This is a genomic window from Serratia ureilytica (assembly GCF_013375155.1).
Classification (GTDB): Bacteria; Pseudomonadota; Gammaproteobacteria; order Enterobacterales; family Enterobacteriaceae; genus Serratia; species Serratia ureilytica.
The window spans coordinates 231,581-249,042 of the sequence record NZ_JABXOF010000011.1 but is presented as its reverse complement, the minus strand read 5'-3'; the positions used below and the strand labels follow the sequence as shown (position 1 = coordinate 249,042).

Annotated in this window: 13 protein-coding genes and 1 other RNA gene; 11 read left to right on the top strand and 3 right to left on the bottom strand. The window is 61.1% G+C overall.

Annotated features, from left to right (window positions below; all coding sequences use genetic code 11):
• Nucleotides 1-22 precede the first annotated feature (22 nt).
• On the bottom strand, nucleotides 23-439 hold the full coding sequence (gene menI / locus HWW83_RS20630; RefSeq protein ID WP_016927938.1) for a 1,4-dihydroxy-2-naphthoyl-CoA hydrolase: 417 nt from the start codon (nucleotides 437-439) through the stop codon (nucleotides 23-25).
• Nucleotides 436-3,492 (bottom strand): D-2-hydroxyglutarate dehydrogenase YdiJ, encoded by a 3,057-nt coding sequence (gene ydiJ / locus HWW83_RS20625; protein WP_089194687.1) that lies wholly within the window; start codon nucleotides 3,490-3,492, stop codon nucleotides 436-438. The genes menI and ydiJ overlap by 4 nt, the downstream gene beginning before the upstream one ends.
• 245 nt (nucleotides 3,493-3,737) lie before the next feature.
• On the opposite strand from ydiJ, the gene ydiK reads away from it, so the two are divergent.
• Entirely contained in the window at nucleotides 3,738-4,838 is a 1,101-nt protein-coding gene (gene ydiK / locus HWW83_RS20620) for an AI-2E family transporter YdiK (protein ID WP_042784360.1), read from the top strand.
• 260 nt (nucleotides 4,839-5,098) lie between these two features.
• Nucleotides 5,099-5,208, top strand: an RNA gene (gene rprA, locus HWW83_RS20615) — antisense sRNA RprA.
• Nucleotides 5,209-5,317: 109 nt separating this feature from the next.
• Here the strand turns inward: rprA and ppsA are convergent.
• Entirely contained in the window at nucleotides 5,318-7,696 is a 2,379-nt protein-coding gene (gene ppsA / locus HWW83_RS20610; protein ID WP_122004175.1) for a phosphoenolpyruvate synthase, read from the bottom strand.
• A gap of 458 nt (nucleotides 7,697-8,154) precedes the next feature.
• Between ppsA and ppsR the strand changes: the two genes are divergently transcribed.
• The 9 genes from ppsR to HWW83_RS20565 all read left to right on the top strand — a co-directional run bounded on the left by ppsR (nucleotide 8,155) and on the right by HWW83_RS20565 (nucleotide 17,096).
• A complete protein-coding gene (gene ppsR / locus HWW83_RS20605; RefSeq protein ID WP_160880175.1) occupies nucleotides 8,155-9,015 on the top strand; it encodes a posphoenolpyruvate synthetase regulatory kinase/phosphorylase PpsR in 861 nt (286 codons plus the stop codon).
• Nucleotides 9,016-9,211: 196 nt separating this feature from the next.
• A complete protein-coding gene (locus HWW83_RS20600; RefSeq protein WP_033642899.1) occupies nucleotides 9,212-10,258 on the top strand; it encodes a 3-deoxy-7-phosphoheptulonate synthase in 1,047 nt (348 codons plus the stop codon).
• Nucleotides 10,259-10,363: 105 nt separating this feature from the next.
• Nucleotides 10,364-10,849 (top strand): glutathione peroxidase, encoded by a 486-nt coding sequence (locus HWW83_RS20595; RefSeq protein WP_033642898.1) that lies wholly within the window; start codon nucleotides 10,364-10,366, stop codon nucleotides 10,847-10,849.
• A 172-nt stretch (nucleotides 10,850-11,021) separates the two neighbouring features.
• Nucleotides 11,022-11,204 carry a hemin uptake protein HemP gene (hemP, locus tag HWW83_RS20590; protein WP_016927944.1) on the top strand — a complete coding sequence of 61 codons (183 nt, stop codon included), beginning with the start codon at nucleotides 11,022-11,024 and terminating at the stop codon, nucleotides 11,202-11,204.
• A 94-nt stretch (nucleotides 11,205-11,298) separates the two neighbouring features.
• A complete protein-coding gene (locus tag HWW83_RS20585) occupies nucleotides 11,299-13,383 on the top strand; it encodes a TonB-dependent hemoglobin/transferrin/lactoferrin family receptor (RefSeq protein WP_176589521.1) in 2,085 nt (694 codons plus the stop codon).
• A 66-nt stretch (nucleotides 13,384-13,449) separates the two neighbouring features.
• A complete protein-coding gene (locus HWW83_RS20580; RefSeq protein ID WP_033642896.1) occupies nucleotides 13,450-14,487 on the top strand; it encodes a hemin-degrading factor in 1,038 nt (345 codons plus the stop codon).
• A complete protein-coding gene (locus HWW83_RS20575; protein ID WP_033642895.1) occupies nucleotides 14,484-15,314 on the top strand; it encodes a heme/hemin ABC transporter substrate-binding protein in 831 nt (276 codons plus the stop codon). Before HWW83_RS20580 ends, HWW83_RS20575 begins: the two co-directional genes overlap by 4 nt.
• Nucleotides 15,314-16,318, top strand: coding sequence for a FecCD family ABC transporter permease (locus HWW83_RS20570; protein WP_044031352.1), 1,005 nt, complete (start codon nucleotides 15,314-15,316; stop codon nucleotides 16,316-16,318). The genes HWW83_RS20575 and HWW83_RS20570 overlap by 1 nt, the downstream gene beginning before the upstream one ends.
• The gene (locus HWW83_RS20565; protein WP_033642893.1) at nucleotides 16,311-17,096 is read left to right on the top strand and encodes a heme ABC transporter ATP-binding protein; all 786 of its coding nucleotides are present in this window, start codon (nucleotides 16,311-16,313) and stop codon (nucleotides 17,094-17,096) included. Before HWW83_RS20570 ends, HWW83_RS20565 begins: the two co-directional genes overlap by 8 nt.
• The last annotated feature ends 366 nt before the right edge of the window (nucleotides 17,097-17,462 follow it).

The window sequence follows — 17,462 nt, the reverse complement described above, 5'->3', positions numbered from 1 at the left end:
CGCCTGCGGAAACCGGCGGGGATCAGTCGATGACCGCCGTGGTCAGACGCGAGGTGCAGCACAGCCGATCGCGCGCGTCGAAGATCTCTATCTGCCACACCTGATGACGGCGGCCAACGTGCAGTGCGCGGCACACCCCGCGCACCTGGCCATCGAACACCGCCCGCAGGTGGTTGGCGTTGATCTCCAGCCCTACCACCTTCTGTTCGCCTTCGCTGCACAGGTAGCCGGCCATCGAGCCCATCGATTCCGCCAGCACCACCGACGCCCCGCCGTGCAACAGCCCGAACGGCTGCCGGGTGCGGCCGTCCACCGGCATGGTGGCTTCCAGGAAATCCTCGCCCAGCTGAGTAAACTCGATGCCCACATGGCTGACCATGCAGCCGTCGCCGGCGCGGTTCAGCTGCTCCAGCGATGTTTCACGTTTCCACAATTTCACTCAATCATCTCCAGAAGTGCCTGTAATGGGTGGCGCACGCCATTGCCCTCAATGCGTTTCACCTGGCTGCGGCAGGAATAGCCGGTCGCCAGGCAGCGCTGACGCGGCAAACGCTGCAGCGTCGGATGCCATGATAGCTCATAAATACCGAGCGAGTTTTGCAGGTTCTTGGCTTCATGGCCGTAAGTGCCGGCCATGCCGCAGCAGCCGACGCTGACGTTCTCCAGTTTGGCGCCGAAGCGGGCGAAGATCGCCGCCCACTGTTGGCCGCTGGCCGGCAGCGCGGTGGTTTCAGTGCAGTGACCGAACAGATACCAGGGTTCGCCGGTCGCCGGCTGTTCGGCGCGATCCGCGATCCGCTGTTGCAACCATTCATGCACCAGCTGCACCTGAAAATCGCCGCGCTCGGCGCCGAGGATCTCGCGGTATTCGTCGCGATAGCACAGCACCAGCGCCGGATCGACGCCCACCAGCGGTATGCCGAGCTGCGCCACGCGGTTGAGGAAATCGGCGGTTTTGCGCGCGGTGCGGGCGAACCGCGTCAGGAAGCCCTTCACATGCTGCGCCTTGCCGTTCGGCGAGAACGGCAGCAGCACCGGTTTATAACCGAGCTTTTCCACCAGCCGGACGAAATCCGCCACCACTTTGGCGTCGTAATAGCTGGTGAACGGATCCTGAACAATCAGCACGTGTTCTTCACGTTGCTCGGCGTTCAACCCTTCCAACTGTTCCAGCGTCAGCGTGGTCGCCCGGTGGCCTGACAGCTGCTGACGCAGCGTCGGGCTGGACAACAGCGGCAGATCGACCATGCCGACGGCGTTGCGGCTCATCTCCCGCAGCCACGGCTGGCGGAAGAAGAAGTTGAACACCTTCGGCGCGCGGGCCATCAACGGGGTATAGCTCTCTACGCCGGCGACCATGTAGTCGCTCACCGGGCGCAGGTAGCGGGTATGGTAAAGCTGCAGGAAGCGCGAACGGAACCCCGGCACGTCAATTTTGATCGGGCACTGGGTGGAACAGGCCTTGCAGGCCAGACAGCCGGACATCGCCTCTTTCACTTCGTGCGAAAAGTCGTATTCGCCCTTGCCGGCATGCCAGCTGTTGCGGGTTTTCTCGATTAGACCGCGCAAGCTGAGGCGCTGCTGCGGCAGCTGTTTCTCCAGCGCCAACGGATCGATGCCCTGCTCGGCCAACAGACGCAGCCACTCGCGCACCAGCGTCGCCCGCCCTTTCGGCGAATGAATGCGGTTGCCGCTGATCTTCATCGACGGGCACATCGGGCTGCGCACGTCGAAGTTGAAGCACAGGCCGTTGCCGTTACACTCCAGCGCGCCGCGGAACGAGGTGCGCACCTCGACCGGGATCTGGCGATCGAAGGTGCCGCGTTTGACCGCATCCACCTGCATCATCGGCGCATCCACCGCCAGCGGCGCACAGATCTTGCCCGGGTTAAGACGGTTATCCGGATCGAACGCCGTCTTGATGCGGCGCAGCTCCTCGTACAGCGTTTCCCCGAAGAATTCAGGGCTGTACTCGGCGCGGAACCCCTTGCCATGCTCGCCCCACAGCAGGCCGCCGTATTTGGCGGTGAGCGCCACCACCCGATCGGAGATCTGCTTCATCAGCACTTCCTGCTGGGGGTCGCACATGTCGAGCGCCGGACGCACGTGCAGCACCCCGGCATCGACGTGGCCGAACATGCCATAGCTCAGCTTGTGGTCGTCGAGCAGTTGGCGGAACTCGACGATATAGTCCGCCAGGTGCTGCGGCGGCACGCAAGTATCCTCGGCGAACGGGATCGGCTTGGCGCGCCCTTTGGCGTTGCCCAGCAGCCCGACCGCCTTCTTGCGCATGTTGTAAATGCGCTCGATGCCCGCCAGGTCGCCGCAGATCTGGTACCCGATCACGCCGGCCTGCCGCTGGGCGATCAGTTCATCCAGCCGTTGGCACAGGGTCTCCATCTGGCCGTCGATCAGCGCGCGGTCGTCGCCGGCGAATTCGACGATGTTCAGCCCAAGCATCTCTTTATCCGGCACGTCGGCGATCAGTTCGCTTACCGAATGCCAAACGATATCTTCACGCGCCAGATTCAGCACCTTGGAGTCGATGGTTTCCACCGACAGCGCCTTGGCCTCGACCATAAAGGGCGCATTGCGCAGCGCCGAGTCGAAGGAGTCGTATTTCACGTTAACCAGACGACGCACCTTCGGCAGCGGCGTAATGTCCAGCCGCGCTTCGGTGATAAAGGCCAGCGTGCCTTCCGCACCGGTGAGGATGCGCGTCAGATCGAAGGTTTGCAGATCGTCGCTCAGCACGTGGCGCAGGTCGTAGCCGGTGAGGAAGCGGTTGAGTTTGGGGAATTTTTCCAGGATCAGCGCGCGCTGCTCGCGGCAGCGATTCAGCACCGTGCGGTAGATGCGCCCTTCGGCGGTCTCTTCCAGGGCAATCGTTTCCGCCAGCGCCGTCGGCATGGCGCGGGTGTCGATCATCTCGCCGCCCAGCAGCACCGCCCGCAGGCCCAACACGTGATCGGAGGTTTTGCCGTACACCAGCGAGCCCTGGCCGGAGGCGTCGGTATTGATCATGCCCCCCAGCGTGGCGCGGTTGCTGGTGGACAGTTCCGGCGAGAAGAAGTAGCCGAACGGCCGCAGGTATTGATTCAGCTGATCCTTGATCACGCCGGCTTCGACTTTCACCCAGCCTTGTTCGACGTTGATCTCCAGAATGCGGTTCATGTGGCGCGACATATCGACCACGATGCCGGTATTGAGCGACTGGCCGTTGGTGCCGGTGCCGCCGCCGCGCGGGCTGAAGGTCAGCGTATTGAAGCGCTCTTCTCCGGCCAGACGGGCGATCAGCGCCACATCGGCGGTGGAACGGGGGAACACCACCGCATCGGGCAGCAGCTGATAGATACTGTTGTCGGTGGCCATCGTCAGCCGGTCGGCATAGCTGGTGGCGGTATCGCCGTTAAATCCGTTTTGCTTCAGTGCTTCCAAAAAGTCGAGCACCCGTTGAACGAGGCCGGGCGCCTGAGAAATCTGTGGGATCATTCGCTTTTTTGACCCTGTCCGTCTATTTTTTATGCGCTGATGTACGCTGAATCGGGCCTTTAATTCAGACCCACCCTATTTTTTAGTGACACTAAAAACTAACATACTCGTTTAGTGAAGGCATTCACATTATTACCGCCCTGCGAGCGCCGCCACAGGCGGCCGCCCGGCGGTGATAAACCGACCGACAGGCACCCCGATTCGCCGGTGCCAGGGATTTAATTGACCAGGATGAGAACCCACTGATGCCACTCCCGCAATCGCGTTACGACTTACCGCGAATTATTTTCGGCGTGCTGTTTATCGCCATCATGATTGTCGCCTGTTTCTGGGTGATCCAACCGTTTATTCTCGGCTTCGCCTGGGCGGGCATGGTGGTCATCGCCACCTGGCCGCTGCTGCTCAAACTGCAAAAGCTGCTGTGGGGCCGCCGCTCGCTGGCGGTGCTGGTCATGACCCTGCTGTTGATCCTGCTGTTCATTCTGCCCATCTCCCTGCTGATCAGCAGCGTGGTGGATAACAGCGCGCCGTTGATCGCCTGGGCCAGCTCGCCAGGCAAGCTGCATATTCCCGACCTCGCTTGGCTGCAATCCGTCCCGATGATCGGCGACAAGCTCTATACCAGCTACCATACGCTGGTTAACGCCGGCGGCGCCGCGCTGCTGGCGAAGGTACAGCCATACTTCGGCCAGACCGCCACCTGGTTCGTGGCGCAGGCGGCGCATATCGGCCGCCTGCTGCTGCACTGCGCGCTGATGCTGCTGTTCAGCGCCTTGTTGTACGCGCGCGGCGAACAGGTCGCGCTGGGTATCCGCCACTTTGCGGTACGCCTCGGTTCCGCGCGCGGCGATGCGGCGGTGCTGCTGGGCGGCCAGGCGATCCGCGCGGTCGCGCTGGGCGTGGTAGTGACGGCGCTGGTGCAGTCGGTACTGGGCGGCATCGGTCTGGCGGTAAGCGGCATTCCGGCCGCCACCCTGTTGACGATGCTGATCTTCATCTGCTGTGTGGCGCAATTGGGGCCGCTGTTGGTGCTGGTGCCGGCCATCATTTGGCTGTACTGGCACGGCGACACCACCTGGGGCACCGTGCTGCTGGTCTGGAGCTGCGTGGTGGCCACGCTGGATAACGTGCTGCGCCCGGTGCTGATCCGCATGGGCGCCGATCTGCCGCTGCTGCTGATCCTGTCCGGCGTTATCGGCGGTTTGCTGGCCTTCGGCATGATCGGCCTGTTCATCGGCCCGGTGGTGTTGGCGGTGTCTTATCGCCTGCTGACCGCCTGGATGGATGAAGCGCCGGAGCCGACCACCGCGCCGGAGCAAGTGATCGAAGAACTGGAAAAACGTTAATCGCCCTCCCTTCCGCCCGCATCGCCGGGCGGAAGAGTTTCCCCTCTCACTACGCCTACCTCATTCGGGTAATATCTTCGCCAAATATAATGCCGTTGTTTATTGATTAAGGCGCGGCAAATGGAAAGGTGCAATGTAAATCCGTGTTTGCTGCAAAATGCAAAAAGAGATAACGCCCGCAAATAAATGGTGATACCGCTATCGATTAGGATGATTCTTAATGACTAGTCGCGTTCAAATATCTAGTATTATGGCCATCTATTGCTTCAAATCACTGATTTTAAAGCAACCTTTCTGAACAATGTAATGCCATACATGTGAATTGCTGTGTGTAGTCTTTGCCCATCTCCTACGATGGGCTTTTTTTTATTCTTTTTTCGCCAAATTGATTATTTAACGCGCCGTTATTTACATTCAGAAATAAAAAGGCCGCAGCGTAAACTGCGGCCGGGTATTAATGCCTTAGCGGCGCCGAAGCCTTATTTCTTTTTCGACAAGTTGATCCAGGTCTGCACTACGGTATCCGGATTGAGCGACAGGCTATCGATGCCCTGCTCCATCAACCACTCGGCGAAGTCTTCATGGTCGGACGGCCCCTGGCCGCAGATACCGACGTATTTGCCGTGGCGTTTGGCCGCCTGGATCGCCATCGACAGCAGCGCTTTCACCGCGTCGTTGCGTTCGTCGAACAGTTCCGACACCACGCCGGAGTCGCGATCCAGCCCCAGCGCCAGCTGGGTCATGTCGTTGGAGCCGATGGAGAAGCCGTCGAAGTGCTCAAGGAACTGATCCGCGAGCAGCGCATTGGACGGGATCTCGCACATCATGATCACTTTCAGCCCGTTTTCGCCGCGCTTCAGCCCCTGACGCGCCAGCTCGGCCACCACCGCTTCCGCCTGCGCCACGGTGCGCACGAACGGCACCATGATTTCGACGTTGGTCAGCCCCATTTCGTTACGCACGCGTTTCACCGCTTCGCACTCCAGCGCGAAGCAATCGCGGAAGCTGTCGGCCACGTAGCGGCCGGCCCCGCGGAAGCCCAGCATCGGGTTCTCTTCGTGCGGTTCATACTTGTCGCCGCCCACCAGGTTGGCGTACTCGTTGGATTTGAAGTCGGACAGACGCACGATCACGCGCTTCGGCCAGAAGGCGGCGCCCAGCGTCGCGATCCCTTCGGTCAAACGACCGACGTAGAACTCGACCGGGTGGTCATAGCCCTGCATCAACGCGCGAATTTCGTTTTGCAACGCAGGCGTTTGCTGATCGAACTCCAGCAGCGCGCGCGGGTGCACGCCAATCATGCGGTTGATGATAAATTCCAGCCGCGCCAGGCCCACGCCTTCGTTCGGCAAACGCGCGAAGTCGAAAGCGCGATCCGGGTTGCCGACGTTCATCATGATCTTCAGCGGCAGATCCGGCAGTTCGGTCACTTCGGAGCTCTGCACGCTGAAGGCCAGCATGTCGCTGTAAACGAAGCCGGTGTCGCCTTCCGCACAGGATACGGTGACTTTCTGGCCGTCTTTCAGCACGTCGGTGGCGTGGCCACAGCCCACTACCGCCGGAATGCCCAGCTCACGGGCGATGATCGCCGCGTGGCAGGTGCGCCCGCCGCGGTTGGTGACGATCGCAGCGGCCTTCTTCATGATCGGCTCCCAGTCCGGGTCGGTCATGTCGGTCACCAGCACGTCGCCCGGCTGGATGCGATCCATTTCGCTGATATCGTGAATCACTTTCACTGGACCGGCGCCGATGCGATGACCGATGGCGCGGCCTTCCACCAGCACCGGGCTGGAGCCGTTCAGCTGATAGCGTTCCATGGTCTGTTCGTTGGAGCGAACGGTCTCCGGGCGCGCCTGCACGATCAGCAGTTTGCCGGTGTGGCCGTCTTTCGCCCACTCGATATCCATCGGGCGGCCGTAATGTTTTTCGATCAGGATCGCTTGATGCGCCAGCGCCTGCACTTCGTCATCGGTCAGCGAGAACCGGCTGCGCTGCGCTTCCGGCACGTCTTCGATGCGCACCTGCTTGCCGTGATCCTGCGACGGCGCGTACACCATGCGGATTTTTTTCGAGCCCAGGTTGCGGCGCACGATCGCCGGCTTGCCTTTTTGCAACGTCGGCTTGTGCACATAGAACTCATCCGGGTTCACCGCGCCCTGCACCACCATCTCACCCAGACCGAAGGCGGAGGTGATGAACACCACCTGATCAAAGCCGGACTCGGTGTCGATGGTGAACATCACGCCCGAGGAGGCCAGATCGGAGCGCACCATGCGCTGTACGCCCGCCGACAGCGCGACGCCGCGGTGGTCGTAACCCTGGTGCACGCGATAAGAGATAGCGCGGTCATTGAACAGCGACGCGAACACGTGCTTGATCGCCACCATCACGGCGTCGATGCCCTGCACGTTGAGGAAGGTTTCCTGCTGGCCGGCGAAGGAAGCGTCCGGCATGTCTTCCGCCGTGGCGGAGGAGCGCACCGCAAAGGAGGCTTCCGGTTCGCCGTCGGCGAGCTGTTGGTAAGCCTGATGAATTTCACGCTCGAACTCGGCGTGGAACGGCGTGTCGATCACCCATTGGCGGATCTGGGCACCGGCCTTGGCCAGTTGTGCAACGTCGTCAACGTCAGTCTGATCCAGTAACTGATAGATGCGCTGGTTAACACCGCTTTGTTCGAGGAAATCGTTAAACGCCTGCGCGGTGGTGGCAAAACCGTTCGGCACGGCCACGCCCAAATCGGAAAGATTGGTGATCATTTCACCGAGGGAAGCGTTTTTGCCGCCGACACGGTCAACGTCGTGCATGCCAAGCTGGTTGTACCAAAGCACATTACGCAAGTCTGGGCCATTGTTGGACATCGAGACAATCCTTATTGCTATCAGTAGGGTAAAGACGGATTTAATTCGCTTGCTTTACGGCGCCGCTAAACGCGGAGCCGAATCAGACTAGCACACTGATCCGGGGAAAATGGAAAGGTGAATCGATCAACCCACTGAAGAAAGTGGTTTTTAAGAGAATGTCCTAACCGGCTGATTTGCCTGGGAACCGTTCCCAAACGCACGAAAAGCTTAGTTCTCAACAAATTACGTTCTTTTTAAACTTCTGTTTTAATGACCGCGCAAACGCTACCGTTTTTGGTGAAAATAACGGCAAACTCGCGCTCCAGGTGGAAAAGCGCCGCTGGGCCGCACTTTTTATGGCCGCTAATCGCGCTTTCCGCCTGCGCCGCCGCATGGCGGTTTATCGCCCCGTCGTCACAATTTTTTCTCTCGCCCCTTTACCGACGGATCGTCTGCGGCCCATGATATTGACAGTGATGACAGCAGGAACACCGTTTTCAGGTAAGGAGCCTCGGGTGGAAAGAAGCGTTTTTTATATTTCGGATGGTACGGCGATCACCGCCGAAGTGCTGGGACACGCGGTGCTGTCGCAGTTCCCGGTCACGGCGACCACCTATACCCTGCCGTTTGTCGAAACCGAGGCCCGCGCGCGCGCAGTTCGCCAGCAAATCGATGATATTTACCATGAAACCGGCGTGCGCCCGTTGGTGTTTTACTCCATTATCTCGCCGGAAGTGCGCGATGTGATCGTCCAGAGCCAGGGCTTCTGCCAGGATATCGTGCAGGCGCTGGTCGGCCCGCTGCAGGGCGAGCTGGATGTGGAACCGACGCCGGTGCCGAACCGCACCCACGGCCTGACCGCCAGCAATCTCGGCAAGTACGACGCCCGCATCGCCGCCATCGACTATACCCTGGCGCACGATGATGGCATTTCGCTGCGCAACCTCGATCAGGCGCAGGTGATCCTGCTCGGCGTCTCGCGCTGCGGCAAAACCCCCACCAGCCTCTATCTGGCGATGCAGTTCGGCATCCGCGCCGCCAACTACCCGTTTATCGCCGACGATATGGACAATTTGCATCTGCCGGCCTCGCTGAAACCGTTTCAGCATAAATTATTCGGCCTGACCATCGATCCGGAGCGCCTGGCGGCGATCCGTGAAGAGCGGCGCGAAAACAGCCGTTACGCCTCCTTGCGCCAGTGCCGCATGGAAATCGCCGAGGTCGAGGCGCTGTTCCGCAAAAACCAGATCCGCTACCTCAACACCACCAACTATTCGGTCGAAGAGATCTCCACCAAAATCCTCGATATCCTCGGCATGAGCCGCCGCATGTTCTGACCTTTCCCCGCGGGGCCATCGCGCCCCGCCGCCTGCCGTTTATTTCAGCAGCAGCTGATTTTTTTGTGCTTTTTTTCGCGGCTTTGATCAACAGAACGCAATCTCTACGGTTGAATTCAGCGCTTTTTGCGTTATTGTGATCGCCATCACTTCCCGGCGCTCCTGCCGCAGAGAAGAACAGTTTCCAGGGAACAACATGCACAAAACAGATGAACTGCGGACCGCGCGCATCGACAGCCTCGTCACGCCGCAAGCGTTGGCGGATAAGCTGCCGATCTCGGCGGCCGTCGCCGATAACGTGACAGCGTCACGTAAACGCATTGAAAAAATCCTTACCGGTGAAGACCGCCGCCTGCTGGTGGTGATCGGCCCCTGCTCCATCCACGATCTCGACGCCGCCGTCGATTACGCCGGCCGGCTGAACGCCCTGCGCGAACGCTACCAGGATCGCCTGGAGATCGTGATGCGCACCTACTTCGAAAAACCGCGCACCGTTGTCGGCTGGAAAGGCCTGATCTCCGATCCGGCACTGGACGGCACCTTCCAGGTCAACCGCGGCATCGAAATGGCGCGCCGCCTGCTGCTGGAGGTGAACCAGCTCGGCCTGCCGACCGCCACCGAATTCCTGGACATGGTCGTCGGCCAATACATCGCCGATCTGATCAGCTGGGGCGCCATCGGTGCGCGCACCACCGAAAGCCAGATCCACCGTGAAATGGCCTCGGCGCTCTCCTGCCCGGTCGGCTTCAAAAACGGCACCGACGGCAACACCCGCATCGCCATCGACGCCATTCGCGCGGCGCGTGCCGGGCACATGTTCCTGTCGCCGGACAAACATGGTCAGATGACCATCTACCAGACCAGCGGCAACCCGTACGGCCACATCATCATGCGCGGCGGCAAAACGCCGAACTACCACGCCAGCGATATCGCCGCCGCCTGTGACAGCCTGCGTGAATTCGATCTGCCGGAGCACCTGGTGATCGACTTCAGCCACGGCAACTGCCAGAAGATGCATCGCCGTCAGTTGGAAGTGGCCGACAATGTCTGCCAGCAGATCCGCGCCGGCTCTGCCGCCATCACCGGCGTGATGGCGGAAAGCTTCCTGGTGGAAGGCACGCAGAAAATCGTCGCCGGCCAGCCGCTGACCTATGGCCAGTCGATCACCGATCCTTGCCTGAGCTGGTCCGACAGCGAACAACTGCTGGCGATGCTGGCGGATGCCATCGATAGCCGCTTCTAGCCTATCGTAGGCCGGGGCCACGCCCCGGCTTTATCTCCCCTGTTTCGCTCATCTATACTGATCGCAATCCTTTAACACCCGCCGCAACGCACTGGGAGCCCCGGCATGATTCACTCTCTGTTATCCATCCCCTGCGTCACGCTGCAGGGCGAGCAAAAAACGCTGGGCGATTTCCCGGCGCGCGCTTACCTGGTGGTCAACACCGCCAGCAAGTGCGGCTTCACCCCGCAATACCGCGGGCTGGAAAATTTGTGGCAATACTATCGCGAACGCGGGTTGATGGTGCTCGGCTTCCCTTGCAACCAGTTTGGTTCTCAGGAGCCGGGCAGTCCGCTTGAGATCGCCAATTTTTGCAGCCTCAACTACGGCGTCAGTTTCCCGCTGTTCAACAAAATAGAGGTCAACGGCCCCGGCGCCCATCCGCTGTTCAACGAACTGAAACGCCTGGCGCCCGGCATTCTGGGCAGCCGCCGCATCAAATGGAATTTCACCAAATTCCTGCTCACCGCCGATGGTCAACGTGTCACGCGCTTTGCGCCGATCACCAAACCTGAGCGTCTGTTCGACCGTATCGAAACCCTGCTGAAATAATCCCCTCTTTTTTACGGGCCGAGCGCGTTCGGCCCGTCGCCGGATGTCCGTTCGGCAAAAAGGTTCCATCGGTAAGAAAATTTTCCTTGATGTAACCTTTCCATCACATGATAATGATTCTCAATTTGATATTAATTACCATTTAATGGTCTGTTTTATAAGCACAAAGATGATGGATACTGCCAACACGCCAACTCCCGCCGCCGCGGCCCCGACCGAGCACAGCGCAAACGCGCCGCCCAGCTACGACAGCGCACAGCTGCTCGGCGCCGACGGCATCGCGTTCATTACCCATCAGGGCCAGCGCTATCAACTGCGGCAGACCAAGGCAGGGAAATTGATCCTGACCAAATAACCACAGAATCCTCAAACGCCAGCCACCCCGATCTTGTGATCCAGGCAGCCAGCAAATCTATTGATATGTTTCATTACATACGGAGAGTTGCACCATGCCTCTGACATTTTCCACCCGGCTGCGTTTTTCCGCGTTGAGTCTGGCGATTGCCTGCGCTCTGCCTACGGTGGCCTTGGCACAAAACACCAGCACGACACCCTCTTCTTCCCCCGCGACGCCGGCCAAAAAAGCCAAAGCCGCTGACGAAACCATGACCGTGGTCGCCACCGGCAATCAGCGCAGCAGCTTTGAAGCGCCGATGATGGTGACGGTCATCGAAGGCAGTTCGCCGGAAAGCCAAACTACGGGGACCGCTGCCGATATGCTGCGCCGCGTGCCGGGTATTACCGTCACGGGCTCCGGCCGCAGCAATGGGCAGGATCTCATGATGCGCGGTTACGACCGACGCGGCGTGCTGACGCTGGTCGACGGCATCCGCCAGGGCACCGATACCGGCCATATTAACGGCACATTTTTAGATCCTGCGTTGGTGAAGCGCATCGAAATCGTGCGCGGCCCTTCTGCCCTGCTGTACGGCAGCGGCGCGTTGGGTGGCGTAGTGTCTTATGAAACTGTCGACGCCGCCGACCTGCTGTTGCCAGGCCACGACAGCGGGTTCCGCGTCTACGGCACCGCCGGCAGCGGCGATCACAGCTTGGGCATGGGCGCCAGCGCCTACGGCAAGACCGATAACCTCGACGGCCTGCTGTCGTTCGGCACCCGCGACGTCGGCAATCTGCGCCAGGGCAATGGCTTCGATGCCCCCAACGACGAAACCATCAACAACGTGCTGGCCAAAGGCACCTGGAAGATCGACGACAACCAGTCGCTGGGCGGCAACCTTCGTTACTACAACAACAGCGCCCAAGAGCCGAAAAACCCACAAACGCCAGCCAGCTCCGCTGGAAACTTAATGACCGATCGTTCGACGATCCAACGCGACGCGGCTCTGAGTTACAAACTGAAGCCGGTCGGCCAGGATTGGCTGGATGCTGAAGCGAAAGTGTATTACTCGGACGTGAAAATTAACGCGCACGCCAGCGGCAGCGAAGATGAAGCGCGCAAACAAACCACTAAAGGCGCCAAACTCGAAAACCGCACACGCCTGTTTGCAGATACTTTCGCTTCGCACCTGTTGACCTACGGCACCGAGGCTTACAAACAGGAGCAAACGCCGGGCGGAGCGACCGAAAGTTTCCCGCACGCAAAAATCAACTTCGCTTCAGGCTGGCTGCAGGACGAAATCACGCTGCGCGATCTGCCCGTCACCCTGCTCGCCGGCACCCGCTATGACAATTACAAGGGCTCAAGTGACGGCTATGCCGATGTGGATGCGAACAAATGGTCCTCACGCGGCGCAGTCAGCATTACCCCCACCGACTGGCTGATGCTGTTCGGCTCCTATTCTCAGGCGTTCCGCGCACCGACGATGGGTGAGATGTACAACGACTCCAAACACTTCTCCATCCCAATGGGGCCTACCACCATCACCAACTATTGGGTGCCGAACCCTAATTTGAAACCGGAAACCAATGAAACTCAAGAGTACGGATTTGGCCTGCGTTTCGACGATCTGCTGCTCGCCGATGATAGCTTGCAGTTCAAAGCGAGCTATTTCGATACCAAAGCCAAGGATTACATCACAACCGACGTCACCATGGAGCTGGGACGCGGCCCGCGCGGCCCTTACTGCATCAGTTGCACCACCTTCTCGACCAATATCGATCGCGCAAAAATCTGGGGATGGGACGCTACGCTCAGCTATAAAACCTCTTGGTTCGGCTGGGATTTGGCTTATAACCGCACCCGCGGCAAAAATGAAGCGACCGGTGACTGGTTGAGCAGCATCAATCCGGACACCGTCACCAGCTCGCTGGATGTGCCGCTGGGCGAAACCGGTCTGTCCGCCGGTTGGGTCGCCACCTTCGCCGAACGCGCCACCCGCGTGCAGACGGGGACGCCGGAGCAAGGCGGCTACGGGGTTAACGACTTCTATCTGAGCTACAAAGGCCGCGACCGTCTGCAGGGCGTCACCACCACCGTGGTGCTGGGCAACGCCTTCGACAAAGAGTACTACTCGCCGCAGGGCGTCCCGCAGGATGGCCGCAACGCCAAACTGCTGGTCAGCTACCAGTGGTGATCATTTGACTATCTGGCGGACATCCGGTGTGTCCGCCATTCGCATCACAGCGCAGGAGAATCCCGCATGAGCAACACCCTGTACGAACGTTACCAACAGGCTAAAATCGACCATCCCGGTAAATACGCCCGCGATCTGGCGGCGATCCTTGGCGTCAGCGAAGCAGAGCTGACGCACGCCCGCGTTGGCCACGACGCCCGCCGCCTGCAGGCCGACGCACGCACGTTGCTGACCGAACTCGAGCAAGTGGGCGTCACCAAGTCCATCACCCGCAACAGCTATGCGGTGCATGAGCAGATGGGCCGCTACCGCAACCAGCACCTCAACGGCCACGCCGGGCTGATCCTCAACCCGCGCGAGCTGGATCTGCGCCTGTTCCTCAACCACTGGACCAGCGTCTTCGCCATGAGCGAAACCAACAAGCGCGGCGTGCGCCACAGCATTCAGTTCTTTGACCCGCAGGGCGATGCACTGCACAAGGTCTACACCACCGAGGAAACCGATCTGCCGGCCTGGATGGCGCTGGTGGAACGCCACCTGAGCGAAGAAAACCCGGCGCTGGCGCTGCAGCCCGCCGAGGCGGCCACCTCCGATGAAGCCACGCAGGATCAGGCCAAAATCGACGCTGAATGGCGCGCGATGACCGACGTGCACCAGTTCTTCCAGCTGCTGAGCCGCAATAAGCTGACGCGTCAGCAGGCCTTCCGCGCTGTCGGCGACGATCTGGCCTATCAGGTGGACAACAGCGCGCTGTCGCAACTGCTGGAGGCGGCGCAGCAACAGCAAAATGAGATCATGATCTTCGTCGGCAACCGTGGCTGCGTGCAGATTTTCACCGGCCAGATCGAACGCTTGATGCCGCAGGAAGGCTGGATCAACGTGTTCAACCGCCGCTTCACGCTGCACCTGATTGAAAACGCCATCGCCGAAAGCTGGATCACCCGCAAACCGACCAAAGACGGCATCGTCACCAGCCTGGAGCTGTTCGCCGCAGATGGCACGCAGATCGCGCAGCTGTATGGCCAGCGCACCGAAGGCCAACCGGAACAAACCCAGTGGCGCGAGCAGGTCGCCGCGCTCGCCGCCAAGGACATCGCCGCATGAAATCCTCCTTGATCCGCCGCCTGGCGTTGATGGTGACGCTGACGCTGCCGCTCACCGCCGCCGCCGCGCAGCGCATCGTCTCGATCGGCGGCGACGTGACGGAAATCGCCTTTGCGCTCGGCGCCGGCGACGACGTGATCGCCCGCGACAGCACCAGCCTGCATCCGGAAGCGGTGAAAAAGCTGCCGGACGTCGGCTACATGCGCCAGCTGAACGCCGAAGGCATTCTGGCGCTGAAACCGACGCTGGTGCTGACGACCGAGCTGGCGCAGCCGGCGCTGGTGCTCAAACAACTGGCGGACAGCGGCGTCAAGGTCGTCAGCGTGCCGGGTGACACCACCCTGCAAGCGGTGCCGCAAAAAATCGCCGCGATCGCCGCCGCGCTGCAGCGTGATGAGCAAGGCAAGCAGTTGAGCGAGCGCTATCAACAGCAGCTGGCGGCGGTCGATACCACTCCGCTGCCGGTCAAGGTGCTGTTTGTGATGAGCCACGGCGGCATTACGCCGATGGCGGCCGGGCAACACACCGCCGCCGACGCGGTGATCGCCGCCGCCGGACTGAAAAACGCCATGCAGGGTTTTGACCGCTACCGTCCGCTGTCGCAGGAAGGCGTCATCGCCAGCGCGCCGGACCTGTTGCTGGTCACCACCGACGGCGTGCGCACCCTCGGCGGCGAACAGCAACTGTGGACGTTGCCGGGTCTGGCGTTGACGCCGGCAGGTAAGCAGCGTCGCGTGCTGATCGTCGATGACATGGCGCTGCTGGGCTTCGGTCTGGAAACGCCGGCGGCGCTGGCCAAACTGCGCCACGCGGCGGAGCAAAAGTAATGCGCTGTCGCACCTCGCCTCAGTTAGCCATCATCGGCCTGCTGGTGCTGCTGACGCTGCTGGCGCTGGTCGCCGCTAACCTGGGCGCGCTGACGCTGTCGTTTGGCACCCTGTGGCGCGAACCCTTCAGCGACGCCGCCTGGCACATCTGGCTGAACATTCGTCTGCCGCGCGTGCTGTTGGCGGTGGTGATCGGCTGTGCGCTGGCGGTATCCGGCGCGGTAATGCAGGGGCTGTTCCGCAATCCGCTGGCGGATCCGAGCCTGCTGGGCATCAGCAGCGGCGGCGCGCTGTTTGTCGCGCTGTTCATCGTGATGCCGCTGGCGTTGCCGGTGACGATCGCGTTGTATGGCCACATGCTGGCGGCGTTCCTCGGCAGCCTGCTGGTATCGCTGTTGATCTACGGCATCAGCCGCAGCGGGCACGGCAATCTGTCGCGGCTGCTGCTGGCGGGCATCGCGATCAACGCCCTGTGTATGGCTGCCATCGGCGTGCTCTCCTACATCAGCAGCGATCAACAGCTGCGCCAATTCTCGCTGTGGATGATGGGCAGCCTCAGCCAGTCGCAATGGCCGACGCTGGCCGTTTCCGCCTCGCTGATCCTGCCCACGGCACTGCTGACGCTGCTGCAGGCGCGTCGTCTGAACCTGTTACAGCTGGGGGACGAAGAGGCACACTACCTCGGGGTGAACGTTCAGCGCGCCAAGCTGCAGCTGCTGCTGTTGAGCGCCCTGTTGATCGGCGCGGCGGTGGCGATGAGCGGCGTGATCGGCTTCGTCGGTCTGGTGGTGCCGCATCTGGTGCGCATGCGCCTCGGCGGGGATCACCGCTGGCTGTTGCCCTGCTCCGCCCTGGGCGGCGCCTGCCTGTTACTGGTCAGCGACACGCTGGCGCGCACGCTGGTGGCGCCGGCCGAAATGCCGGTGGGATTGATGACCAGCCTGATCGGCGGCCCTTACTTCTTGTGGCTGGTGATGCGCCAGCGGGAGCGAACCGGTGGATAACGCCGCCAACCTCACGGCCCGGGAGCTGCGCTACAGCCTCGGTACGCGCCGCTTGATCAACGATGTTTCGCTCAGCCTCGCCGGCGGTGAAATGGTGGCGATTATCGGCCCTAACGGCGCCGGCAAATCGACGCTGCTGCGTTTGCTGACCGGCTATTTGACGCCGGACTGCGGCGAATGCCGGCTGCTTGGCCGCCCGCTGGAACACTGGGCGCCGCAGCAGTTGGCCAAAGTCCGAGCCGTGATGCGTCAATACAGCGATCTGGCGTTTCCCTTCAGCGTGGAAGAAGTGGTCAGCATGGGACGCGCGCCGCACGGCAAACGCGACGAGCACCAGGCGATCCAACAGGTGATGGCGCAGACCGATTGCCTGGCGCTGGCGCAGCGCGACTATCGTCAGCTGTCCGGCGGCGAACAGCAGCGGGTGCAACTGGCGCGGGTATTGGCACAGCTGTGGCAGCCGCAGCCGTCCCCCGCCTGGCTGTTCCTCGACGAGCCGACTTCGGCGTTGGATCTTTACCACCAGCAGCATACCCTGCGCCTGCTGCGCTCGTTGACGCGCCAACAGCCGCTGGGCGTCTGCTGTGTGCTGCACGATCTCAATCTGGCGGCGCTGTACGCCGACCGCATCCTGCTGTTGCATCAGGGGCGCCTGGTGGCGAGCGGCACACCGCAGGAAGTGTTGCAGACGGAAATCCTCACCCGCTGGTACCAGGCCGATCTCGGCGTGATTCATCATCCCGAAGTGTCGTTGCCGCAGGTCTATCTGCGCCAATGAAACGTTCAAGGGCGCCATGAGGCGTAATGCCGCTCAGTTAATCCTGAGTGGCATTTTTTTATCCAGCCTCTGGGCGTTCTGTGCAGGGGAATTGCCGTAAATGTCCCGCATTTCTCTGTGGCCAACATGAACGGCAATTGGAGGGGCCGATGGCGCGGCCCCTCCACCCGCGCCTTTGCTTAACACCGTCTGTCCGCTATGCGGATACCCTCGCCGCGTCTGCGTTGTCGGGCGGGTCGGCTGCGACAAACGTCCCTGTTAGTCTCGCCTCAACCGGCCTTCCCTGGCCGGTTGCCCCTGACAACGCCGTCTTGCTCGGCAGCCGGTGATGCGCGCCCAAGGTCAACACCTGAGCTGGCTGCTATC